Below are 22,270 nucleotides of genomic sequence, written 5' to 3' on the forward strand. Positions count from 1 at the left end.
GTGGTAAAATCTTGAATCGAAAAATAAGCGGATACCTAGCGGTAGGAACGAACCAGCCAATGCCGAATATATCAAATCTAGAAAAAAGTAAAAGTGCAAGTCGACTCGCGTAATGGCACAGAGAATAAAAATAAAACTATTTTAAGTAAATAAAGCGAAAAATAATTTTAAATACGAATTGGTGGCCTAATAAATTGTATTAACCCTGACTGCCTTCAAGGTTATAAAATAAATAATTCCCCATGCAATATAAATTTATTGCTAACGAAGGCGACCTCTTGGGCCCTATTATCACCAGCCCGGCCGGAGCTGGCTAACGCAGGCCCAACTCAGCAAACCGGCGCTTGCCGCGGGCGAAATAGGCCCACACCACGCTGCCAGCCCAGGCCCCCGGGCGCTGCGCCACGCGCAGGTGGGGCCCCGCGGCGGCGCGGCGGGCGCGCCAGTACGCGCGCTTTTGAAAGAAGTGCCAGTGAGCCCGGGCCACGGCGCGGGCGTCGGCCAGGTGGCCGCCCGCCAGAAAGCGCAGGCCGGCCACCCAATCCAGCACCAGGCGCTGGGCTAGGGGCCCCATGAGCTCGCCTGGGGCCGCGTTTTTGTAGAGCAGCGCCAAGCCGTTGCGGAAGTTGAGGTAGGTTTTGCGGGGGTTGGTTTTGGCCAGCGTGCCGCCGCCCACGTGGTGCACGGCGCTGCCGCCGTGGTACCACACCTCGTGGCCCGCGTTTTGGAGGCGCCAGCAAAAGTCGATTTCCTCCATGTGGGCAAAAAACGCGGGCTCGAAGCCGCCCAATGCGCGCCAGGCGCTGGCCCGCACCAGGCAGCAGGCCCCGCTGGCCCAGGCCACGGGGCGCGCGTCGTCGTACTGGCCGGCGTCCACTTCGGTGGTGTCGAACAAGCGGCCGCGGCAGAAGGGGTAGGCCAGCCGGTCGAGGTAGCCGCCGCCGCCGCCGGCGTACTCGAACCGCGTGGGGTCGGCGTGGGCCAGGATTTTGGGCTGCACGGCGGCGATGCCTGGGTGTGCCTCCAGTAGGGCGCGCAAAGGCCGCAGCCAGCCAGCCGTTACGGCCACGTCGGAATTTAGCAGCACGTAGTACGGGCTATCGACCAGCGCCAGGGCGTGGTTGTAGCCGTCGCAAAAGCCGAAGTTGCGCTCCAGCAGCAGCAGCTCCACCGTGGGGAAGTCACGGGCCAGCAGCGCCACCGAATCGTCGGTACTGGCGTTGTCGGCCACCACCACCCGGGCCCCGTCGGCGTGCGCCACCACGCCGGGCAAAAAACGGCGCAGGAAATCTGCGCCGTTCCAGTTCAGCACCACAATGGCCACATCGGCGCACGCCCCGGCCCGGCCGGGAAAAGGTTGGTTCGCCGCCAAGGGCTCAAACGCCGAAGTTGCCCAGGTCGAGGCCGGGGATGTTGGGCATCAGGCCGCTGGTTTTGCGCTGCATTTCCTGGCGGGCCTGCTCGCCGGCCGCCTCCAGGGCCTTGTTGGCGGCGGCCACCACAAGGTCGGCCAGCATGTCGCGGTCCTGCACGGTGAGCAAGCTGTCGTCGATTTCAATTTTCAGGAGCTTGCGCTCGCCGTTGGCGGTGGCGCGCACCAGGCCGCCGCCGGCCTCGCCGGTGGCGGTGAGGTGTTGCATTTCTTGTTGGGCCTGCTGCATTTTTTCTTGCAGCTCCTTCACCTTGCCCATCATCCCCATCATGTCGAATGCCATAGCAAAAAGTCGTTGGTAAGCCCGTGTAGGCCTTGTTTTGAAAAAAAGGTGGACGTTCCGGCAGCGCCGGGGCCCGCCCGTATATACCCGCGGGAGGCCCAATAAGTGCCCCGCCGGGCGCGGAGCGTAAAGGTAGCCGCAGCAGCCAGCCGATGCCCCGCCCCGTAAACGGGTTTATTTGCTGCTTCAACTACTTTTTGCCATGATGGTTTCTTTCTTGCTGGCCGGGGCCCTGGCCGTGGCCGATACCGTGTACCCCGCGCCTAACGCCCAGGCCGTGGCGGCTCCCGGCGCACGCCTCACGCTGGTAGCCAAGCAGTTCAAATTCACCGAGGGCCCCGCGGTGGACCACGCCGGCAACGTGTTCTTCACCGACCAGCCCAACGACAAAATCTGGAAGTACAGCACCGATGGCCAGCTAACGGTGTTTCTCTCGCCCTCGGGCCGGGCCAACGGGCTCGATTTTGACGCCAAAGGCAACCTGCTGGCCTGCGCCGATGCCCAAAACCAGCTCTGGTCCATCAGCCCCGCCGGCAAGGTGACGGTGCTGGCCGACGGCTTTGAGCGGCACCATTTCAACGGGCCCAACGACCTGTGGGTGAACCCCAAAGGCGGCGGCATCTACTTCACCGACCCCTATTACCAGCGCGACTACTGGGCGCGCACGGCCCCCGACCTGACTGCCCAAAACGTGTACTACCTGGCCCCCGGGGCCCCCGCGCCGGTGCTGGCCGCCGACCAGCTGCGCCAGCCCAACGGCCTCGTGGGCACGCCCGATGGCCGCCAGCTATTCGTGGCCGACATCGAAGCCAACAAAACGTACCGCTACCAAATTGGCCCCGGCGGCCGCCTTAGCAACCGCCAACTATTTGTGGCACAGGGCTCGGACGGCATGGCCCTTGATAGCAAAGGCAACCTCTACCTCACCGGCCAGGGCGTAACGGTGTACAGCGCCCAGGGCCAGAAAATTGCCCACATCGACGTGCCCGGGGCCTGGACCGGCAACGTGTGCTTCGCCGGCAAAGACCTGAAAACCTTGTTCATCACCGCCTCCGAAGCCGTGTACACGCTGCCCCTACGGGTAAAAGGCTTGCGGTAAAACGGTAGTAGCGTGGACGCTGCGAGTCCGCGCGATGAACGTGTTAGCACGCGCGAACTCGCAGCAGCCACGCTACTGGCTGGCCAGCTGCTGCAAGTAGGCGCGGAATTCGGCCGTGTCGTAGTCGGCCATGCCTTCGTGGCGCACGGCCACGGTGCCGTCGGCGCCCAGCACGAAGGTGGTGGGGATGGATTTCGTGTCGAACACTTTGGGCAGCGGCGCGGCCGGGAAAAACACCGGGAACGTGTAGCCAGCCTGCTCCACCACGCGGCGGGCCCGGGTGGGATTCTCGTCGAGCGATACCATCACGAAGGCCACGCGGGCAGTGTCTACCTGGCCGTACAGGTGTTGGAGGGCGGGCATTTCGGCGCGGCACGGCGGGCACCAGCTGGCCCACAGGTTCAGCACCACCACTTTACCGGCGAAGCGGCGCAGGTTGGTGGGGCGGCCGTCGAGGGTGTAGAGCGGCGCGTCGGGCAGCGGCCTGGGGGCCCCGGCATGGGCGGGCTGGTCGGCGGGCAACGTAGGCCGCCAAAGCCCGGTAGCTAGCAAGCCCCGTTGCAGCGTGCCCACCACGGGCGCCTTGAGGTCAGTAAAAAACATCACGGCCAGGCTGCCCCAAAGCAGGCCTTGGGTGAGGTTGGCACGGTGGCGTTGCAGGAAAGACATGGCAACGGGGAGTAGCGTGGACGCTGCGAGTCAGCGCGTTGAACGGGCGGAAAAAGGTGCTGGCGGCGCAACGCGTGGATTCGCAGCGACTGCGCTACTTATGGGCCTGCCGAATAGGGGCTGTCGTGCTGAACGCCGTGAAGCATCTTATCAGGGTAGTACAAGTCGTTCGGCGGTGATAAGGCGCTTCACAGCATTCAGTACGACAGCCCTGTCGGATAGCGCCTTACTTTAAAATCGTGACGGTGCCGGTTTGGCGTAAGGTTTGGCCGGTTTCGTCGGTTTGCTCGAAGCGCCACACGTACACGCCGTTCACGGGCGCATGGCCGTTGGTGGTACCGTCCCAGGTGCTGGCGCGGTCAGTGGCGCGGAACACCTGCTGGCCGTTGCGGTCAACGACGATCAGCACGAAATTTTCCAAAAACCGGCCTTTCACTTCAAACACGTCGTTCAGCCCGTCGCCGTTGGGGGTGAAGGCGTTAGGCAGCAGCAGGCGGGCGCGGCGCGGCACCTGCGCCACGCTGGAGTAGCTGAACGTGCCCGCCGGGATGCCGGCCCCGCTGATTTGCAGGCGGTAGCGCAGCACCTGGCGGTCGGCCGGCGGCTGGGCATCGGTGGTGCTGAGGGCGGTGGTGGGGGCGGCCGTGGCCAGCGCTGTGCCGTCGGGGGCCAGGGTTTGGAGGGCGTAGGCGGCGGGCTGGCTGGGGTCGGGGCCGCTGAAGGCTGACCAGCTCAGGCCCACGGCGGTGGCGTCGTCGTCGAGGGCCTGGGCGGTGAGGATGCTCGGGCAGGCCACGCCGCTTTCGGCCGAGGTGTTGCCGCACAAGTCGGTGAGGCGCAGCGAGTAGCACACGGCGGTGAGCGTCGCCGCGCCGGTCGAGTCGGTGACGGTGCGCCCGGTGGTGGCCGTGAGGAAATCGGAAACGGGGCCCGCGCTGGGCAGGCGGCGGTAGTGCAGCGTGCCCCCGGCCGGCACGGGGCCCCCGGGCAGGCTGGGGGTGAGCGTCGGCCGGTTTTGCAGGTTGAAGCTGGCCACGAGGCGGGGCGTGGGCGGGGCCACGTTGGAGGTGGCCACCAGGCTGGCTTCGTTGGACAGCACGGCCCCGCCGTCGGTGCTCACGCGGTAGGTGTAGCGGGTGCCGCACACCACGTTGGGGTCCTCCAGTCCGCCGTTGATGGGAGTCAGATTGGTGATGGCCACGCCGTTGCGCGTCACGGCGTAGGGCCCCGGGCTAGGGTTGGCGTTGGTTAACAGCAGCTGGTTGCGGCCCTGCGCCGAGGCCACCGCCAGGCCCAGGGTGTAGCGGGTGGCCGAGGCGACGGTGGCGGTTTGGCAGTAGTCGGTGCGCAGCAGGCGGTAGCCGCCGGCCACGGCGTTGGGCAGGGCAACACTGGTGCTGCCCGGCGGCACGTCGGCCACGTTTTGGAACGGGCCAGCGGTACCGGCCGGGGCCCGCTGCAAGCTGTAGAGGTAGCCGGCCGGCAGCTGGCCCACGGCCAGGCTCAGCTCGCCGTTGGGCGCGGGGGCGCTCAGCGTCAGGGTGTTCAGGGCGGGGGCCTGGGCGGCCGCTAGGGTGGGGATGGTTTGGGTATTGGAGCTGGTGCAGGGCCCCACCAAGTTGTAGTAGCCCGTGACCGTGACGGTAGTAGCCCCGGCCAGCGCCACCACCTGCGGCAGGTTGCGCCGCAGCACGGGCACCTCGGGCCCACTGCCGGCGCGCACGGTGTAGCGGTCGTACACGGCATCCGTCACCGTGACCAGGGCCACGCCGGCGGGGCAGGGGGCGATGGCGAACGGCGGCGGCACGGTGGCGTAGGCCGTGAGCACGCGGGTGTAAAACGTGCCGATGACGCCGCCGTTGGCCAGCGTGGTGTTGGCGTTTTCGGAGATGGTGACGGGGCCCGGCGCGGTGGGCGTGTAGCGGTACACGGTGCTGGCCCCGGTGGGCGAAATCAGGCAGCTGGGCGGGTACACGTTGGTGCCCGGCAGGGCCGTATAATACGTCAGATCGGGCGATACGGCGCGGCTGGCGCAGGGCACAAAGCGCACCGCCTTGCCCACGCACAGCGCCTGCACCTCCTGCCCGGTGGCGGCATCGACGACGGCAAACGGCACGCCGTTGCAGTCGGTGGGCGGAGGCTGGGCGCAGTTCTGGGCTTGGGCCCGTGCAGGCGCCAGGCCCCACGTCAGGCCCATTAGTAAAAGGAAAAATAAACCGGGGAGCGTCAGCTTCATGCCCAAAAATACGCGCCGGCGGGCCCCCGTGCTACTGCACACCGTTCGAGCCGGCCACGGGCCACGCGTAGCGGCGCACGAACGCCGCCGCCTGCCGCAGCGCCGGGTACGGAGCCGCTCCGGGGCCCCCGCCGGGCACCGCCGCCCGGAAGGCCGCCAACAGCATTTCGCCCGGGCTAGTGGCCCCCGCTACAAGCTCCACCGCCGGGGCCCCAGCCGCCGCCAGCAGCTCCACGCCCAGCAGCTGCTCGGCGTTTTCCACTACTTGGCGGGTGCGTAAAGCAGCGTAGGCATCGGATTCCGCGGCCACTAGCTGACTGCTGGTAGCGGTATGTTTCGCCAAGCCCAGCGCGGCCGCACCGAGCCCCGGCCCCGCCACATACTGCGCCGCGCGGGTCGCGGCTGCCTGGCCCAGCGCCGCCGCGGCCGCCACCAATTGCCCCAGCGCGGGGGCCAGCGGGGCCGATTCTTGACCGCCTAGGGCCCCAGTCACGGCTTGCTCCGCCGCGTTCAGTACGGTTTGGAATGCCGTTTCTTCGACCGTTTCGGCTGGCGCTAACAGGACCCGCACGGCCGCCGCGGCCCGCGCCAGGTGCCGGGCGCGTAGTAGCGCATCCACGGCGTAGGCCAAAGCGAAGGGGGCCCCGCGCCGCAGGGCCTCCGCCTCGCCGGCGCGCAGGGCCAGCGGCTCCCAGCTGAACAGGCTGAACGCGTCGGCCGTGGCCAGGCGGTAGCCCTGGTAATTGATTTCGCCCTCGCCCAGCAGCGGCAGGGCCAGGTGGGCCCGGGCCGCGTCGTCGCCGCCTTGCTCGAACACCACCGGCAAAAGCTCACGGTTGTACATGGCCAGCAGGCGCTCAACCGTGGGGCGGGGCAGGCCAGTGGGTTGGTTGACGGCCTGTTGCGCGGCCAGCAGCAGCATCAGGCGCACCAGGGGCTGGGGCGCTTCGGGGCCCGTGCCGCAGGCCTGGGCTCGCAGGGCGGCCAGCTCGGGCTCGGCGGCGGGGGCCCCGGCGGGGGCGAAGCGGGCGGCTGCTTCGGGGCCCAGGGCCACGGTTTCGCCGCTGGCCCGCAGCTCGGCCAAGGTGCTAAGGGTGAGCGGGGCGCCGGGCGTGAGGAGATGGGCGGACATGGAATGGCTGGTGAAGTGGGGCGGTAGCCGTTCGCTACTGAATGGCCGGGGCCAGTGCCCCCTCCAGCGGAGCCAGCGGCGCACGGGCTTCGGCAGCGGCGCACCCGACGGGCGGCGTTTGCCGCCCAGCCGCGGTTTCTGCTACGAGGTGAGGTGGGCTTTCCAGGCCGCGAATTCGGTGGCGACGATGCGCTGGCCCGTAATGCCGTTGCTGGCATCGGCGGCCAGAAATACAATTGGTTCGGCCATTACATCGGGGCTCAGCAGTTGAAACTGGCCAGCAATTTTCGCCTTCGCCGCGTCGGGAATCATGCCGGTATCGGTGGCCCCGCCGGGCAGCAGCATGTTCACGTCGATGCCGTGTTCGCGCAGGTCTTCGGCCATGATGAGCGACAGCGACTCGGCCCCCGCCCGCGACGGCCCGTAGGGTACGAAGCCGCGGCGGCGCATGGTTTCGTGGTTCATCGAGATGTTCACAATCTTGCCCCGCTGCTGCTGCAAAAACAGCGGCACGAAGGCCTTGGCTACCAGGAAGTACCCCGTTAGGTTCGTGTCCACGAGGTCGCGAAATCCTTCGGCGCTCACTTCGTAAAACGGCTGCGGCCGGGTCAGAAAATCGGGGTTCACGGTGCGCATCCCAATGCCGGCGTTGTTCACCAGCAAATCCAGGCCACCCCAGTGCGTGCCCACCCATTGCACGGCCGCCGCGATGGAGACCTCGTCGCGCACGTCCAGTTCCAGTACCTGCACGTCCAGGCCTTCGCCGTGCAGCTGGGCCCGGGCCTGCGCGAGCCGCTCGGGGCCCCGGGCCGTGGCGACGACCGTTGCCCCGGCCGCGGCCAGGGCCCGCGCCATGGCCAGCCCCAGGCCGCTGGAAGCGCCGGTAACCAGTGCCCGCTTACCCATTAAGTCCTTCGTCACGTAGGCGATGCGTTTGAGTGGTAGTACAAAATCACAAGGACCTAGGGGTTACTTCCTGGGCCAGCACGGCCACGGCTTCGGCCACCGAGAGCAGCTGCTCCTGGCCGGCGCGCATGTCGCGCAGCTTCACCTGGCCGGCGGCGCGCTCGTCGGGGCCCGCCAGCAGCAGGTACGGGATGCCTTTCTGGTCGGCGTACTGGAACTGTTTTTTGAGCTTGGCCGCGTCGGGGTACAGTTCGGCGGGCACGCCGGCGGCGCGCAGCTGGGCCAGCAGCGGCAGGCCGGCGGCCAGCGAGGCCGCGTCGAACTGCGCCAGCAGCACCCGGGTGAGGGTACCGGTGCCGGCCGGGAACAGCTCCAGCTCCTCCAGGCAGTCGTAGAGCCGGTCCACGCCGAAGGAGAAGCCCACGCCCGACACATCCGGCAGCCCGAAGGCCCCGGTGAGGTTGTCGTAGCGCCCGCCGCCGCTCACGCTGCCCATCGCCACGTTGTTGATTTTTACCTCAAAAATGCAGCCCGTGTAGTAGGAGAGGCCCCGGGCCAGCGTGGGGTCAAACTCCAGCCGGTCGAACTGGGCAAAGCCGGAGGCTTGCAGCAGGTCGCGCACGGCGGCCAACTCGTTGAGGCCCCGGTAGTAGGCATCCTGCGAATCGTCGGCTTCGTCGGTGGGCTCGTTGGGGCCCGGGCGCTGGCCGTCGGGCTCCACGCCGGCCGTCACGAAGCCGACCAGCAGGCGCTGGAGCTTCTTGGCGTAGCCACCGCCCACCGTCAGCAGCTCGAACAGCGTGTCGATGGTGGGGGCCGTAAAGCCTTTTTCGAGCAGCTCCTTGCTCACGCCGTCGCGCCCGATTTTGTCGAGCTTGTCGATGGCCACGAACAAGTCTGTCTCTTTGCCCTCGCCGCCCAGCGCCTGGTAAATGTTGCGCAGCACCCCGCGATGATTGATTTTGATGGTGAAGTCCACCAGGCCCAACCCGTTGAGCACCTGGGCCATCATCAGCACAATTTCGGCTTCGCAGAGCAGCGAGTCGGTGCCCACCACGTCGGCGTCGCACTGCCAAAACTCGCGGTAGCGGCCGCGCTGGGGGCGGTCGGCGCGCCACACGGGCTGCATCTGGTAGCGCTTGAAGGGGAAGGTGAGGGCGGCCCGGTTCATGGCCACGTAGCGGGCGAAGGGCACGGTGAGGTCGTAGCGCAGGCCCTTCTCGGCGATTTTGGGCAGCACGGCACGGGGGCCCTGGGCGAGGTCGTCGGCCGTCACGAGCGGGGTAATTTCGCCGCGCCGTTCCTTCACCAGGAAGTTGCCCGAGTTCAGCACTTTAAACAGGAGCTGGTCGCCCTCGTCGCCGTACTTGCCCGTCAGCACCGAGAGGTTTTCCAGGGTCGGCGTTTCGATGGGCGCGTAGCCAAACTGCTCGAACGTGCGGCGGATGACGCCAAAAATGTGCTGGCGGCGGGCCACCTGGGCCGGGCCAAAATCGCGGGTGCCTTGCGGGATGCTGGGTTTTTCCATTACGGCCGCAAAGGTAGGGCTCCCGGGTAGCGCGGGCTTGGTGCGCCCACGTCGAAAGTTGGGGCGGCCGCGGCTGGGCGTGAACCGGCCCGCGCTGGCCCACCTGCCTAGCGCGCACGCAGTCGGCCGCGCGTGTTTTCGGGGCCAAAGCTCCTGTACCAGGAGGTACCCAGCCGGCTATTCCTTTGTGAACGTAAATTCCTTGCCCCCCTGCTGGAGCACGAATGTCGGCTTAGCCAGGTCAAACGCGGCGCGAATGCCCGCTTGGTCGAACTTAAAAACGCCCTGGCTCACGGGCTCTATGGAGAAAGCGGGCTGGCCGGTGGCCTGGGCCTTAAGGGTAGTACCGTCTTTGGCAAACGTAATCTTCAGCGGTATCTGGGGGCTGGCGTAGGTACCCGCGTAGCGGTCGAGGTCGGCGGGAGTAGGCACAAAGCCCGTGGTGCGGTACTTCTCATCAACCATAATGCGCTGGTCGCGGTTGGCCACGGCCCAGGCGGTGTGGAAGATGAGTTGGTCGCGCCGGGCCATGGCCGGAAAGTCAATCAGGGCCACGTCGTCGGTGGCTTGGTGCCACTGGGGATGCATGCCGCTGTAGTAGAAGATGACGGGTACATTGTGCTTAGCGAAGTTGTAGTGGTCGGAGCGGTAGTAAACGCGCTCGGGGTCGTTGGGGTCGTTGTATTTGTAGTCGAGAGCCACCGGGTTGTACTGCTGATTAGTGGCTTCGCTCAAGGTGTGCAGTTCGGTGCTGAGCCGGTCGTCGCCGACCAGGTACACGTAGTCGCCCTTGCCTTGGTGCAGGCTATCCACGCGGCCCACCATGTCGATGTTGAGGTCCGTCACGGTGTTAGCCAGTGGGAACACGGGGTGGTCGGTGTAATACTGCGAGCCCAGCGCTCCCTCTTCCTCGCCAGTGTTGGCCAAGAATAAGAGGCTGCGGCGCGGGCCATGGCCGTCTTTTTTGGCCTGGGCGAAGGCGCGGGCCATGGCCAGCACGCTCACCGTGCCCGAGCCGTCGTCGTCGGCGCCATTGTACACCTCGCCGTACTTGATGCCCAGGTGGTCGTAGTGGGCCGACACTACAATGACTTCGTCTTTTTTATCGCTGCCTTCGAGGTAGCCCAGCACGTTTTCGGTGGTGAAGGGCTCGTTGCGTAGCACGGCCTTTGCCTCGACTGGCGCGGGCTTGAAGGACGAAGCAACCGGCTTGCCAGACTTGGCCACGGCTTTGCGATACTGCGCCAGGCCAGCCGGGGTGGTGCCCAGTATCTGGGCGCCCAGCTCGGGCGAAACAAAGAAAAAGTTCGGCCCGTCCTGCTGCTTTTTGCCCACAAACGAGAGCTGGTCAATGCCAAGCACTTGCCCAAACGCCTGGGGCACTGCTGCCAAAGACGCCGCCGTCGGCATAATCAGCGTGAAGGAACGGGCCCCGAGTGGGGCCAGCGCGCCTTGTCGGCTGACTAAACCAGCATAGTCGGCGGGGGCGTAGGGGCTGGGTTTGCCGTCGGCGCCCAGCAGCGACTGGCCCTTCGCGTTCAGGGGCTCGCCCAGCAGCAGCACCACGTCTTTGCCTTTGTAGTCGGCGGCGGTGGCAAAGTCCGAATACTTTTCTTCCTTAATGCCGTAGCCCACAAACACCGGCTTCAGGGTAACCGGCACCGCAAACGCATCGGTGACAATGGCGTAGAAGTCCTTGTTGCCCTGGTAGGTCTTGGGGCCCACTTTCAGCACGCTGGCCGGGGCGTCCAAGCTCATGCGAGTCATATCGAAATGCTGGAGGTAGGGATTGTCGGACCCGGCAACGGGGCCCGTCAATCCATCGGCCGCAAATGCCTTGGCGAGGTAGTCGGCGGCCATTTTCTGGCCTTTCTTGCCCGTTTCGCGACCTTCGTAGGCATCGGAGGCCAGTACCGAAAGGTCTTGCTTCAGGCCGTCGGGCGTGATGCTGGCGGCGTAGGGCAGCGAGTAGTCGGTGGGGGTAGGGGCGGCGGCCACACTGGTCGCCGTTGCTGCCGGGGCAGTTTCCTGGCCGCGCTTGTGCTTGGTCTTGATTTTGGTAGGCCCGTCGGGGGCAGTCGACTGAGCCATGGCCGGCGTAGTAGCCGCCAGGGCCAGCAGGCCGGCTGCCAAGGCGCAGTAGGTAAAGGTTGCTTGCATGCGAGGGGTGCGCGGAATAAAAGGGTGAGAAGAATTGATTTTAGGACTTACGCAAAAGGCGTAACTTGAAAAGAAAACCCATGAAAGTGACGGCACAACTTTACGGGCAGTTTTTGGTGAGCAGCCAAGTGAATTACACCGGCACGTACCTGGCCGAGCACTTGGAGGGCCTGACGCACGACAACGTGCGCTACTTTCTCAAGACCAGTCACTTCACGCCGCGCCAGCTCTGGCAGCAGGTGCGCCCGCAGGTGGTGTTGAGCGCGCGGGGCTACGTCCTGTTTGACGACACGGTACTCGACAAGCACCATAGTCGGCGCATCGAGTTGGTGCGCCGCCAGTACAGCGGCAATGCCCACGGCATCATTGCCGGCATCGGCTTGGTCACCTGCGTGTACGTCAACCCCGAAACCGACCAGTTCTGGCTCATTGACTATCGCCTCTTCGCCCCCGCCACCGAGGGCAAGACCAAGCTGGACCACGTGGCCGAGAGGCTGACGCAACTGGTGCCACGTGGCATTTCGTACCGCACGGTGCTCATGGACAGCTGGTACGCGACCACGGCCTTGTTCAAGTGGCTGCTGGCCGCCGGCAAAACGTTTTACTGCCCGCTGAAAAGCAACCGCCTCGTCGACGATTCCGGCGGCCAGCAGCCCTATCAGCCCGTGAGCTGCCTGTCTTGGTCGGCCGCAGAGGTGGAAGTCGGAAAAATCTTGAAAGTGAAGGGCATGCCCAAGGACTGCAAACTGAAACTTTTCCGCGTACTGGTGTCCCCCCACCGGACGGACTACCTCCTCCCCAACGAGGTCGAGCCCTTGAACACGGCCGCTGCCGAACACGAAAGCAGCGTCCGCTGGACGATTGAGCAGTTTCACCGCGAACTCAAGCAACTCACCGGCGTGCAAGCCTGCCAGTGCCGGCTGGCCCGCAGCCAGCGCAACCATAGTGCCCTGGCTATGCGGGCCTGGACCCGCCTCAAACAAGCTGCCTACCAGACCCAAAAGACCGTTTATCAACTTAAACAAGGGTTTTTGGATGCGTATATGCGCCATGAATTAATGCAGCCAACGCTGGCTTTTGCGTAAGTCCTAGATTTAAAAAAAATAAACCAGCAGTAAATGTAAGTAATAGGTATAGGCATTAAACTATTATTTCCTAAAAAAATGCCACCGCCCTATTAGCGCCTCAAAGCGGCTAGCAGCATGGTGGCAGAAAATTCCCGGCAACGCGGTCTTGCAAGACGTCGCGTTGCCTGAATGGGGAAGCATGAACAACGAGCCGCTGCCTCCAGGCGCTGGAACAGCTTACTCCTTGGTAAAAACGTGGGTGGTGCCGCCCTGCGTGAGCGTGAAGGTGGGCTTAGCCGCGTCGAACTCCAGGCGGATGCCGGCCGGGTCGAAGGTGAACGCGCCGGGGCCCACGGCTTCGAGCGGCAGGGGCCCCTGGCCGGTGGCCTGGGCCGTGAGGCTGGCGCCGCCCTTCGCCACCGTGATTTTTAGCGGGAACCCGGGGCTGGCGTAGGTGCCAGGGTAGCGGTCGAGGTCGGCGGCGGCGGGCGTAAAGGTTTTGAAGCTGGGAATTTTGTAGGGCTGGCCGAAATAAATGCGCGCCGCGTCGGCCATGAGCTGGTCGGCGGAGTAGGAGCCGGCGACGCCGTTGCTGCACACGGCCACGGCCAGCTTATCGGCGGGAAAGTAGCCGGCCGCCGAGTGGAAGCCGTCGATGGCGCCGTTGTGGCCATAGCTTTTCTGGGGCCCCACCGCCGTGGCAAACAGGGCCCGGCCGTAGCCGTCGCGCAGGGTTTGCATGGTGGCCAGGCTGCTGGCCGCCACCAGCTTGCCGCCAAATAGCGCCTCGAAGAAGCGGTCGAGGTCGGCGGGCGTCGACACTAGGGCTCCTGCGCCGCCGGGTACGCTCATGTCGGTTTCCGGGGCCAACTGCCAACCGCCGGGGCCGGTTTCGTACGACAGTGCCTCCTGGTTTTGGGGGTTGATTTTGCCGCCGTAGAATGTGTTTTTCAGGCCGGCCCGGGCCAGCACGCGCTTTTGCAGGGCCTGCGGGTAGGGCATTTTGGTGAGTTTTTCCACGATGTAGCCCAGCAGCACGAAGTTGGAATTGCTGTAGGCCGCCTTGGTGCCGGGGGCAAAATCGGGCTTGGGCCCGGCGATGAGGGCCATCAACTCGGCCTGCGTGTGGGGCTGCGTCATGAAGGCCGGAAAGGCCGGGTCGTTGGTGAAGTTGTGCAGGCCGCTGCGGTGGCTCAGCAGCTGGTCGATGGTGATGGCCGCGGCGCCGGGCACCTGCGGAAAAAACGTGGCCAGCGGCGTTTCCAAGGTCAGCTTTTTCTCCTCAATGAGTTGAAAAATCATCACCCCCGTGAACGTCTTTGTGATGGAGCCAATGCGGTAGCGCGTATTGGGCGTGGCCGGGGCGCTGGGCGCCAGCCGGGCATCGCCGAAGGCGCGGCGGTATACCACCTGCCCGCCTTTGGACAGGGCCAGGCTGCCCATCATCTTATGGTTGGCGGCCAGGGCCGTCAGCAAGCTGTCGAGCTTAGCGGTATTGAGCTGCTGGGCCCGGCACGCCACGGCGGTAAGGCCCAGCAGGCCGACGAGGAAAGGAGTAGCGCGGGGCAGCATAGCAGGTGAAAGAAAGAAGGGGAGTGCAAGAAGAGTGTTGGGAATGAATCGCCGCGCCGGCCGCGGCATTACAGCGGCCCGGGGAAAACTAGCGCCCAGCGGGGGCCCCAGTGTAGCCGCTCTGGGCCAGGAAGGCTTTGGCGTCGTGCACGTTGAGGATGTCGACCAGGGCCTGTTTTTTATCGGGGGTCCGGTTGTAGTAGGCCTGCACGATGCGGTAGCCCACGTAGTAGCCCAGGTCGCAGGGCTTCTCGGGGGTTTCCTGGGGACCGTTGGCAATCCAGTTTTTCGAGTTGGTGCCCAGCATTTCCCGTTGGAAGGCGGCCCACAGCGCTGCTTCGTGGGCGTTGCCGTAGGGGTGCAGGCGGGCGTTGTTGCCCAGCGAGCCCGTTATCAGCTCGCCCACGAAGTCGGCCATGCCTTCGCTGAGGGCGTAGCTGAGCAGGGTGCCGTCCTGGGGGCCCTGGTTGCGGTGCACCAGCTCGTGCACCATCAGGGCGGGCAGCTCGGCCACGGGGGCGCAGCGGTTGCGCTGGAGCAGGCTCAGCTCGGTGGTGTTCACGCCCGGGCCGTTGGCGATTTGGTCGGCCCCAATGAGCAGGCCCGCGTCCGATACGGTGCCGCCCGATACCCAGCCGCCGATGACGAAGTAGACGTTCTGAAACCGCACCGCCGGGTACAATGCCTGAAAGCGCCGGAAAGCGGCCACGACTTTCGGTTTTTCGGCGGCAATGGCCTCCGTGCTGGACCGGATGGAGCCGTAGTACTTGGGCCGCTGCAAGATGCACTGCGCAAACTCGGCGTCGCTGGCAATTTTCAGTTGGGCGTAGTCCTGCAAGCCCGGGGAGGCTCTGGCGAAATAGTCGCGCCGGAAAATGGACGGGGCCCCCGCCGTGTCGCGCCGGGCCGCGGCGTAGGCCGCCCAGAAGTGGTCGATGTCGGTGGTCACCAGCTGCACGTCCTCGGGCCGGCGGATGCGGGTTTTTTCCTCCTGTTGGCGGGCCTGGGCCAGCAGCTTGGGCCACTGTGGGCTGGCGTGCAGCGCGTTCAGGTCGGTGTCGGCGGCGAGGTGGGCGGCGTCTGCGTAGCCCGCCCCGATGGCCTGGCGCAGGTTGCCGAAGGCTTGCGGCGCGTCGTGCAGCAGGGCGTAGCAGCAGGCGGTGTTGTAAAAGGCATTGGCCCGGTAGCGCGGACTGGCCCCGGGGGCCCCCACCACCTGCCGGTAGGCGGCAATGGCGGCGGGATAGTCCTGCCGGCCCAGGCCCTGCTCGGCCCGGGCCATCAGCGAATCCACGCGGGTTTTGGGCTGGGCCGGGGCGGGGAGGGCCGCGGCCCACAGCAGCAACAGCAACAGGTATTTCATTGCCAAAGGATGGAAAAGTGGAAATATTCGATTTGCAAGGTATGAATAGGGCCCCCGGACCAGCTGGTCCGGGGGCCCTGCGGCGGTTTATTTGATGAAACGCGCGGCGCTTAGCGGCCCACCCGCGGTTGGGCGGCGTAGGCGGGCTGGGCGGGGGCGGGCAGGTGAGCGCGGTCCAGCACCACCAGCACGCGCTGGCCGGCTTGCACGGCGGCGGCCACTTGGGTGGCCAGGCGCGCGGCGCGGTACTCGTTCACGGCGCGGGTGGCGTTCAGCACAAAGTCCGGGGCCCCAGTGGGTTGCGCGCCGAAGGCCGTGGCGGGCAGCGACCACCACGCGCCGCCCGTGGGGCAGTAGGTGCGGTAGGCCGTGCGCAGCTCGGCGGGGGTGCGCACCACTTGCTCGCTGCCGGGCAGGTCGTGCGCGCCGTTGGTGATGAAGGCCTTGGTGGCCCGCAGCACCAGGTCTTTGGGGGCCCCGGTAGCTTGGCGGAACTGCTGGGTTTGGCGCAGTAGCCAGTACAGCTTCAGGGGCTCGGGGGCGAGCTTGGTTTGGAGGTAGGCGTACTCGGCGTATACGTCGTCGAGGCGCTGGGTGGCCACGTGCTGCTGCTGGGCCAGGAAGCGGGCGTAGCCGGCGGGCCCCATGCGGCCGATGGTGGCGGCTTCGGTGCTGTCGGTGCCCAGGTCGGGGTTTTCAAAGAACACCACCGTGGGCTGGCACTGCGCAAAAGCCTGGCGCATCCGGGCAAATTGCTCGTGGGCGGCATCGTTCGACGGCACCGTGCCGAAGTAGGTAACGGACGCCGCGGGCGCGGCCGCCGGGGCCCCCGAAGCGGTGGCAGTGGCCGAAAGCGATTGGGCGAAAGTAGCGGCGGTGGGAACGAGCAACGCGGCGGTCAGGAACAAAGAGGCAATTTTCATGGTGCAGGAAGAAAAAAGGTGAAGAAGTGAAAAGGGGAGGAAAATGAAGGTGAGAAGTGAAGAAACTGGGGCCCCACCGGGGCCCCCGCGGGGGCCCTAGCCGCCGAAGCCGCCGCCGCCGCTGGGGCCGTTGTCAATCTTTTTGCCGGGCTTGCTGGCCCCGATGTACCAGGTGAAGCCCAGCCAGGCCACGCGGGTCTCGTACTTGTTGTAGAGGCTGGTTTGCAGCTCGGGCGTGGCCAGCTCGGTGCGGCGCACCTGGGTGTTCAGCACATCCGATACCCGCAGGGTGAGGGCGGCGCGCTCCTGGAACAGCTGCTGGCGCAGGGCCAGGTCGAGGCCGCCGGTGGGCAGCTGGCGGCCTTGGGCCGTGAGCACCGTGGAGCGGATGTCGCCGGTGAGCTGCACGTCGAGGCCCTTGCGGGGCGTGAAGTTGTTGGCCAGGCGGGCGGTGCCGGCCAGGGCGGCGCGGTTGGCGGTGTTCAGGGCGTTGGCGGCAATCTGCGAGTAGTAGAGCGAGCCGCTGGCCGACACGCGCCACCACTTGGTGAGGGGCTGGGCCCAGGTCGTTTCGAAGCCGAAGCTGTTGGTGGTGCCCACGTTGTCGAAGGTTTCGCGGGTCACCACGCCCACGTTGTTGGTGCGGGTGGCAGCCGTGTCGATGGTGCGTATCCGGCGAATGGCGTTCTGGGTGAAGCGGGCAAACACCGTGTTGGTGAGGCTGGCCCCGCCGGCCAGGTTGAGCTGGTGGCCCAGCTCCACGTTGTGGCTGAACTCGGGGAGCAGGGCGGCGTTGCCCTGGCGGTAGTTGCGCGGGTCTTGGTAGAGCTGGATGGGCAGCTGCTGCATGAAGTCGGGCCGGTTCAGGCGGCGGGCGTAGCTGAACTGCAAGCGGTTCTGGCCCGGCTCCTTGCCCAGCTCCTTGGCCACGGTGGCCGAGGGGAAAAGGCTGACGTAGCTTTTGCCGATGGCCGCGTTGCGGTTCTCCACGCCGCCTTTCAAGAACGTGGCCTCGGTGCGCAGGCCGCCCTGGGCGCTCCAGCCGTGGCTCAGCGTGCGCTGGAACGTGGCGTAGGCGGCCGGCATCAGTTGCGTAAAGGCGTAGTCGAACGAGTTGACGGGGTCGAGTTGGAAGTCGCCGCCGGCGTCGGTGGGCTTGCGCATGGCGGTGCTGCCGGTGTTGTGCAGGGTTTGCAGCTTCACGCCGGTCTCAAACTTGCCCTTGCCGTCGGCCTGGGGCCGGGTGAAGTCCACCTGCCCGAAAAAAATCTGGGCGTTCACCTGCTGGGCCTGCGTGAAGCCGGCCGGCTTGGGGCCCCCGGTCAGCAGCTGGCTTACCGGCACGGCGGCGTCGATGAGCACTCCGCCGGCGTTGGCCGTCAGCTCGCGGCCTTTGTGGGCTTCCCAGGTGCGGCGGTAGTCGGCCGAGCTTTCCAACACCTTCACCTTCACGTCGGCCAGCTCCTGCCCGTACTGGGTGATGACGCCGGGCGAGCCCACCGTTTGCTGGGTCAGGGTCTGGTTGTCGGTTTCGGTCTGGTGCTCCCAGTGCGGCTGCACGCTCAAGCTGAGCGTCTGCTCCTTGGGCAGGTCGTAGGTCAGGCCCAGGTTCAGGCTGTGGTTGCGGTTGTGCTGGCGGCCGGTGCCGTCCTGGGTCGTAAACAGGCTGCTGGTGGTGGCCCCGTCGGTGAGGAGCGCCGTTTGGGAGCTGTTGGTGCGGGTGCGGTACACCTGGTCGTTGCCGTCGTAGCCCAGGTTCCAGGTGGCCTTGCCGTGGTGGCGGCTCAGGCTCAGGCTCGGAGCGTACTTGTCACGGGTGCCCAGGTTCAGGGCCGCCTGGCCGTTCCAGCCGTCTTTCTTGTTCTTCTTCGTGATGATGTTGATGACGCCCGCGCCGCTGGCATCGTACTTGGCCGAGGGGTTGGTCATCACCTCCACCTGGGCAATCTGCGAGGCCGGAATCTGGTCGAGGCGCGGGCCGGGGCCCCCGTTGCTGGTGCCGGCCGGCTTGCCGTCAATCAGGATGGTGAGGTTGCTGGAGCCGCGCAGGCTCACCGTGCCGGTCGCGTCCACGGCCACCGAGGGCACGTTCTGGAGCACGTTCACGGCCGTGCCGCCCACACTGCTCAGGTCTTTCTCCACGTTAATCACCGTTTTGCCCAGCTCCTGCTGCACCACGGCCTTCTGGGCCACCACCTGCACCTCCCCCAGCTGGGTGGTGCTGGCGGCCAGCTTCAGGGGCCCCAGGGCCAGGGCCGGCGCCCCGGCCGACAGGGCAAACACCCGGCGCACGGGCTTGAAGTTCAGGGCCTGGGCCCGCAAAATGTAGCGCCCCAGGGCCAGGTGCTCGGCCTTAAAGGTGCCGTCGAGGCCGGTTTGGGCCCCCGTCACGAGCGTCGAATCGGCGGCGCGCAGCAGCAGCACGTCGGCGAAGGGCAGGGGCTGGCCGTTGGCGGCTTCCACCAGGGTGCCGCTCACTTGGGCCGGGCCGGCTTGCTGGGCGTGGAGGCCCAGGGGCAGGGCCGTAAGGAGCAGGGCCAGGCCCCGCAAGGGCTGGCAAAAGGTATGCAAGAAGGTCATGGTGAGTGGGTTGTAGCGTTTAAGCTGCGTCGGGGCCCCGGGCTTGGCAGCGGCCGCGGTTCCGCTGGGGCAAGGGCCGGGGCCAGCAGCGGCACCGGGGAGGAAAGGGTTTCTCGGGGGAGGCCCGCCCGTTCGGCTGGCCGGTGTCGACAGGTACTGGGTCATCGACAGAACAAAGGTATGTTAGGTACTTTGTGATACAAGGTACTAGGATATTAAATATTCGTTAACTAAGATGATTATTACCTTAAGTGTTGATAATCAGCAATAAAAATTTTAACGAAATTCGCCGCCGCGTCGTGCCCGGGTTTCTAGATGCGCTAACCGGGCCCACGGTTGCCCGGGCAGCGAATCTTTTTGCGGGTTTGCGGCCGTCTCAAGCCATTCCTGGTCGCAAGCAGCACCCGCCGGGGTACCGGGCCCCCGGGGCATTCGTTACAGCGGTTTTGCCAAAAGCGCATAAAAAAACCGCCGGACCCGAAAGTCCGGCGGCAAAAAAATGATTGAGAAGCTGTTCGAGTTAGTAAAAGCGGTCATGCTGAGCGCAGCCGAAGCATCTTTCCCGCAGCAGTAATCATGATTAGTGGAGCAGTAGAGATGCTTCGGCTGCGCTCAGCATGACGTTCTAACATATCTCTTTCCAACCTAAACAGCCACTAGTAGGTCAAATCTAGCCGGTTGTCGGGTACAACCGTTTGAGTTTGATGCGGGCCTTCTCGGTTGTAAACTGCCAGTTGGTGGGTGCCCCCAGTTGGTTGCGCGCTAGTTGCCAAGCGTAGCAGTGCGCTTCCAGCGTCGGCCGGTCGGGCACGCGCTGCGGCAGGCCGTGGGTGAGCAGGGCGGCAAACTCGATTTCAGCCATGTTGAGCCACGAGCCATGCTTGGGGGTGAACACAAATTCCACGCGCTGCAACAGGGCGTGCGCCCGTACCGGGTCAAAAATCTCGTAAAAAGCGGCGGGCTGGTGCGCCGACAAATTGTCGAGCACCAGCGTCACGCGCGTCGCTTGGGCGTAGTCCTCCTCCAGCAGGCGGGCTACCGCCCGGGCAAACGTGAGTCGGTCATGGCGGTCTTCGACCTGCACCCGGCGGCGACCGGCCAGCGGCTCGTGCAGCATATACACCTGGGCCACGCCCTGGCGGTGGTACTCGCAGTCGTAGCGGGTGCTGCCATCGGGCAGCGGGAGTGGCACGCGGCTTTCGCGTAGTAATTGCTTGGGCGACTCATCCAGGCACACGACTGGCTGGGCTGGGTCGTACGGGCGTTGGTAGACGTCAAGCACCCGTTCCATGGCGCAGACGAAGGCCGCGTTCTGAGCGGGTGGAATCACCCACATCTGTCGCTTCCAGGGCTGTAACGCATTTTTTTTAGTACCCGCCCCACCATCGCCGGGCTGGCCTCGGGCAGCACCTGCAGCGTGACCAGGTGAGCGGCCAACAAGCGCAATGTCCAGTGGGCGTACCCTTCGGGCGGGGTGGAGCAGGCCGCCGCGGCCAGGTGCGCCTCCACCTCCCCGGTGTACTTACTGGCCGGCCACTGCTGGCGGGGCTGCCCCAGCAGGGCGGCCTCCACGCCCGCCTCGCAGGCGCGTTGGCGCAGGCGCTCCAGGGTGCGCGTACTCACGCCGTAGGCTTGGCTAGTCTGGGTGTCGCTCCAGTTCAAGCCGTTTGTAGCTACGGCCAACAGGCACTGAGCCCGCACAAGCCGGGCGCTGGCCACGCGCCGCTGCTGCACGAGTTCCGTTAGCGAGGCCTGTTCTTCGGCCCTCAGCGCTAAGACATAATACTTCGCCATTTGTCAGGTCATTTTACCCGACAAGATACTAGATTTATCCTACTAGGGCCCCTGACGCTACTTCTTGCGGAGCGCGGGCCGCTTGGTGCCGGCCGGCACCTCCAGGCCGTTCTGAAAGGTTTTGCGGCTCTCCACGGCCACGCCGTCGGGCCCGAAGTAAGTCCACACGCCGGTTTCCTTGCCATTGCGGAAGGCGCCGCGCACGGCCAGCGTGCCGTCTTCGCGCAGCTGCCGGTAGGGGCCCGTCTTCAGGCCGTGGGCGTAAGTGGTTTCGGCCTTTAGCTTGCCCGAGGGGTAGTTTTCCGTGCCCAGCCCGGTAGCGAAGCCGTTCTCGTACACCAGCCGGCTGGCCACCTTGCCGTCGGCGAAGTAGGTGAGCTGCTCGCCGGCCAGCTTACCGGCGGGGTTGTACAGCGCCACACTTTGCACCTGCTTGCTATTGGGGAAAAACGTGCGCCAGGTGCCGGCGGCGCGGTTGTTCTTGTAGGTTTCTTCGGCCAGCGGCAGGGGCCCCGCGGCGCCGTAGCGCGTCACCTTGCGGTCGCGCCCGCCGTTGGCGTAGTCGGTTTCCAGCTCCAGCTTGCCGGCCTCGGAAAATTCCTGCGCGTGGCCCGTGGGCACGCCCATGCGGTAGGTGGTTTTGGTTTTGATTTGACCGTTTTCGTAGTAGCTCGTGGCGGGGCCGTCGAGGTTGGCGGTGCCGCTGGTGGTGGGGGCCACGCGCTTGGCCAGGTCGTCGCCGAGCGGGTTGCGCACCGCGCGTTGCACAACCGGGGCAGGGGCGTAGGTGCTTTCGGTTTGGAGCTTGCCGCTGGGGTAGTAGCTGCGGTAGCCGCCGCGGCCGCTGGCGTCGGCCTGCACCTCGGTTTCGAGCTGGCCGGTGGGGTAGTACGTTTTGTAGGGCCCCGCCAGCAGGCCGCGGTGCAGGGTGCCCTCGCTCTGCACCTGGCCGTTGGCGTAGTAAAACTTTACGGCGCCCTCGGGCTGGCCATCTTTGTAAGTGATGTCGGCCTGGGGCTTGCCGTCGGCGTAGAGCTGGCGCAGGGCCCCGTTGGGCTGGCCCTTGGCGAGCACGGTTTTCAGCTTCACCTCGCCGGTGGGGTGGTAGTAGGTGAGCTCGCCGCTGGGCTCGTCGTTGTCGAAGCTGCCCTCCTGGGCCACCTTGCCGTTGGCGTAGTAGGTTTTGAAGGGGCCCTGGCGCACACCGGCGCGGTAGGTGGTTTCGAGGCGGCGGGCCCCGCTGGGGTGAAACTCGACGTAGGCCGAGTCGCGCTTGCCCTCGCGGAAGCTGGTTTGCTGCTCCAGCTGGCCGCTGCGGTAGTAGCGCCGGTAGGTGCCCTGGGGCAGCGTATCGCCGGCTACCACGGCGGTATATACTTCGCGCTTAGCGGTTTTGGTCGAGTCGTAGTACGTCACGAACCGCTTGACTTTTTGAGCGTGGGCCGTGAGGGCAAACAGGGCAAACAGGAAAACCAAATATTTCATAAGCCGCAAGAACGCAAAACGGCCGCGCAATAGTGCGCGGC

At 65.7% G+C, this 22,270-nt stretch carries 17 protein-coding genes; 2 read left to right on the plus strand and 15 right to left on the minus strand.

What is annotated here, in order from left to right:
• Window positions 1–313: 313 nt before the first annotated feature.
• Window positions 314–1,372, minus strand: coding sequence for a glycosyltransferase family 2 protein (locus tag AXW84_RS07890; protein ID WP_236943280.1), 1,059 nt, complete (start codon window positions 1,370–1,372; stop codon window positions 314–316).
• A 4-nt stretch (window positions 1,373–1,376) separates the two neighbouring features.
• Complete coding sequence (locus AXW84_RS07895; RefSeq protein WP_068231077.1) at window positions 1,377–1,715, minus strand: YbaB/EbfC family nucleoid-associated protein; 339 nt, start codon at window positions 1,713–1,715, stop codon at window positions 1,377–1,379.
• A gap of 202 nt (window positions 1,716–1,917) precedes the next feature.
• Here AXW84_RS07895 and AXW84_RS07900 point away from each other — a divergent pair, with 202 nt between their 5' ends.
• Complete coding sequence (locus tag AXW84_RS07900; protein ID WP_068231080.1) at window positions 1,918–2,814, plus strand: SMP-30/gluconolactonase/LRE family protein; 897 nt, start codon at window positions 1,918–1,920, stop codon at window positions 2,812–2,814.
• Between the two features lie 72 nt (window positions 2,815–2,886).
• On the opposite strand, the gene AXW84_RS07905 is transcribed toward AXW84_RS07900, so the two are convergent.
• From AXW84_RS07905 to AXW84_RS07930, 6 genes are all read right to left on the minus strand, one after another.
• Window positions 2,887–3,483: a TlpA family protein disulfide reductase gene (locus AXW84_RS07905; RefSeq protein WP_071891115.1), complete on the minus strand. Its 597-nt coding sequence runs from the start codon at window positions 3,481–3,483 to the stop codon at window positions 2,887–2,889.
• Window positions 3,484–3,709: 226 nt separating this feature from the next.
• Window positions 3,710–5,719: a gliding motility-associated C-terminal domain-containing protein gene (locus AXW84_RS26300; RefSeq protein WP_068231083.1), complete on the minus strand. Its 2,010-nt coding sequence runs from the start codon at window positions 5,717–5,719 to the stop codon at window positions 3,710–3,712.
• A gap of 31 nt (window positions 5,720–5,750) precedes the next feature.
• Window positions 5,751–6,851 carry an aromatic amino acid lyase gene (locus AXW84_RS07915; protein WP_068231086.1) on the minus strand — a complete coding sequence of 367 codons (1,101 nt, stop codon included), beginning with the start codon at window positions 6,849–6,851 and terminating at the stop codon, window positions 5,751–5,753.
• A gap of 141 nt (window positions 6,852–6,992) precedes the next feature.
• Window positions 6,993–7,772, minus strand: coding sequence for an SDR family NAD(P)-dependent oxidoreductase (locus AXW84_RS07920; RefSeq protein ID WP_204248435.1), 780 nt, complete (start codon window positions 7,770–7,772; stop codon window positions 6,993–6,995).
• A gap of 31 nt (window positions 7,773–7,803) precedes the next feature.
• Window positions 7,804–9,285, minus strand: a complete 1,482-nt coding sequence (hisS, locus tag AXW84_RS07925) for a histidine--tRNA ligase (RefSeq protein WP_068231090.1) — start codon at window positions 9,283–9,285, stop codon at window positions 7,804–7,806.
• 177 nt (window positions 9,286–9,462) lie between these two features.
• Window positions 9,463–11,445, minus strand: a complete 1,983-nt coding sequence (locus tag AXW84_RS07930) for a M28 family peptidase (RefSeq protein ID WP_068231093.1) — start codon at window positions 11,443–11,445, stop codon at window positions 9,463–9,465.
• Between the two features lie 80 nt (window positions 11,446–11,525).
• On the opposite strand from AXW84_RS07930, the gene AXW84_RS07935 reads away from it, so the two are divergent.
• Window positions 11,526–12,530 (plus strand): IS701 family transposase, encoded by a 1,005-nt coding sequence (locus tag AXW84_RS07935; protein ID WP_068231096.1) that lies wholly within the window; start codon window positions 11,526–11,528, stop codon window positions 12,528–12,530.
• A 219-nt stretch (window positions 12,531–12,749) separates the two neighbouring features.
• On the opposite strand, the gene AXW84_RS07940 is transcribed toward AXW84_RS07935, so the two are convergent.
• The 7 genes from AXW84_RS07940 to AXW84_RS07970 form a co-directional block, all read right to left on the minus strand.
• Entirely contained in the window at window positions 12,750–14,084 is a 1,335-nt protein-coding gene (locus AXW84_RS07940) for a serine hydrolase domain-containing protein (protein WP_068231099.1), read from the minus strand.
• 88 nt (window positions 14,085–14,172) lie between these two features.
• Window positions 14,173–15,447 (minus strand): gliding motility protein GldB-related protein, encoded by a 1,275-nt coding sequence (locus tag AXW84_RS07945; protein ID WP_068231102.1) that lies wholly within the window; start codon window positions 15,445–15,447, stop codon window positions 14,173–14,175.
• 110 nt (window positions 15,448–15,557) lie between these two features.
• Entirely contained in the window at window positions 15,558–16,370 is an 813-nt protein-coding gene (locus AXW84_RS07950) for a hypothetical protein (protein ID WP_068231105.1), read from the minus strand.
• A 96-nt stretch (window positions 16,371–16,466) separates the two neighbouring features.
• Window positions 16,467–18,950, minus strand: coding sequence for an outer membrane beta-barrel protein (locus tag AXW84_RS07955; protein ID WP_068231108.1), 2,484 nt, complete (start codon window positions 18,948–18,950; stop codon window positions 16,467–16,469).
• A gap of 670 nt (window positions 18,951–19,620) precedes the next feature.
• The gene (locus AXW84_RS07960) at window positions 19,621–20,286 is read right to left on the minus strand and encodes an IS630 family transposase (RefSeq protein ID WP_082773621.1); all 666 of its coding nucleotides are present in this window, start codon (window positions 20,284–20,286) and stop codon (window positions 19,621–19,623) included.
• Window positions 20,277–20,744 carry a helix-turn-helix domain-containing protein gene (locus AXW84_RS07965; protein WP_068227630.1) on the minus strand — a complete coding sequence of 156 codons (468 nt, stop codon included), beginning with the start codon at window positions 20,742–20,744 and terminating at the stop codon, window positions 20,277–20,279. Before AXW84_RS07965 ends, AXW84_RS07960 begins: the two co-directional genes overlap by 10 nt.
• Window positions 20,745–20,801: 57 nt before the next feature.
• Window positions 20,802–22,229, minus strand: a complete 1,428-nt coding sequence (locus AXW84_RS07970; RefSeq protein ID WP_068231111.1) for a toxin-antitoxin system YwqK family antitoxin — start codon at window positions 22,227–22,229, stop codon at window positions 20,802–20,804.
• Window positions 22,230–22,270: the final 41 nt, after the last annotated feature.

It is taken from the genome of Hymenobacter sp. PAMC 26628, from assembly GCF_001562275.1.
GTDB lineage: Bacteria > Bacteroidota > Bacteroidia > Cytophagales > Hymenobacteraceae > Hymenobacter.

Bases quoted from the DNA above. Each gene is read 5' to 3' on its own strand.
- AXW84_RS07955 (WP_068231108.1), bottom strand. From the start codon at position 18,950: ATGACCTTCTTGCATACCTTTTGCCAGCCCTTGCGGGGCCTGGCCCTG.
- AXW84_RS26300 (WP_068231083.1), bottom strand. From the start codon at position 5,719: ATGAAGCTGACGCTCCCCGGTTTATTTTTCCTTTTACTAATGGGCCTG.
- AXW84_RS07895 (WP_068231077.1), bottom strand. From the start codon at position 1,715: ATGGCATTCGACATGATGGGGATGATGGGCAAGGTGAAGGAGCTGCAA.
- AXW84_RS07960 (WP_082773621.1), bottom strand. From the start codon at position 20,286: ATGTGGGTGATTCCACCCGCTCAGAACGCGGCCTTCGTCTGCGCCATG.
- AXW84_RS07915 (WP_068231086.1), bottom strand. From the start codon at position 6,851: ATGTCCGCCCATCTCCTCACGCCCGGCGCCCCGCTCACCCTTAGCACC.
- AXW84_RS07905 (WP_071891115.1), bottom strand. From the start codon at position 3,483: ATGTCTTTCCTGCAACGCCACCGTGCCAACCTCACCCAAGGCCTGCTT.
- AXW84_RS07900 (WP_068231080.1), top strand. From the start codon at position 1,918: ATGATGGTTTCTTTCTTGCTGGCCGGGGCCCTGGCCGTGGCCGATACC.
- hisS (WP_068231090.1), bottom strand. From the start codon at position 9,285: ATGGAAAAACCCAGCATCCCGCAAGGCACCCGCGATTTTGGCCCGGCC.
- AXW84_RS07970 (WP_068231111.1), bottom strand. From the start codon at position 22,229: ATGAAATATTTGGTTTTCCTGTTTGCCCTGTTTGCCCTCACGGCCCAC.
- AXW84_RS07950 (WP_068231105.1), bottom strand. From the start codon at position 16,370: ATGAAAATTGCCTCTTTGTTCCTGACCGCCGCGTTGCTCGTTCCCACC.
- AXW84_RS07940 (WP_068231099.1), bottom strand. From the start codon at position 14,084: ATGCTGCCCCGCGCTACTCCTTTCCTCGTCGGCCTGCTGGGCCTTACC.
- AXW84_RS07965 (WP_068227630.1), bottom strand. From the start codon at position 20,744: ATGGCGAAGTATTATGTCTTAGCGCTGAGGGCCGAAGAACAGGCCTCG.
- AXW84_RS07935 (WP_068231096.1), top strand. From the start codon at position 11,526: ATGAAAGTGACGGCACAACTTTACGGGCAGTTTTTGGTGAGCAGCCAA.
- AXW84_RS07945 (WP_068231102.1), bottom strand. From the start codon at position 15,447: ATGAAATACCTGTTGCTGTTGCTGCTGTGGGCCGCGGCCCTCCCCGCC.
- AXW84_RS07930 (WP_068231093.1), bottom strand. From the start codon at position 11,445: ATGCAAGCAACCTTTACCTACTGCGCCTTGGCAGCCGGCCTGCTGGCC.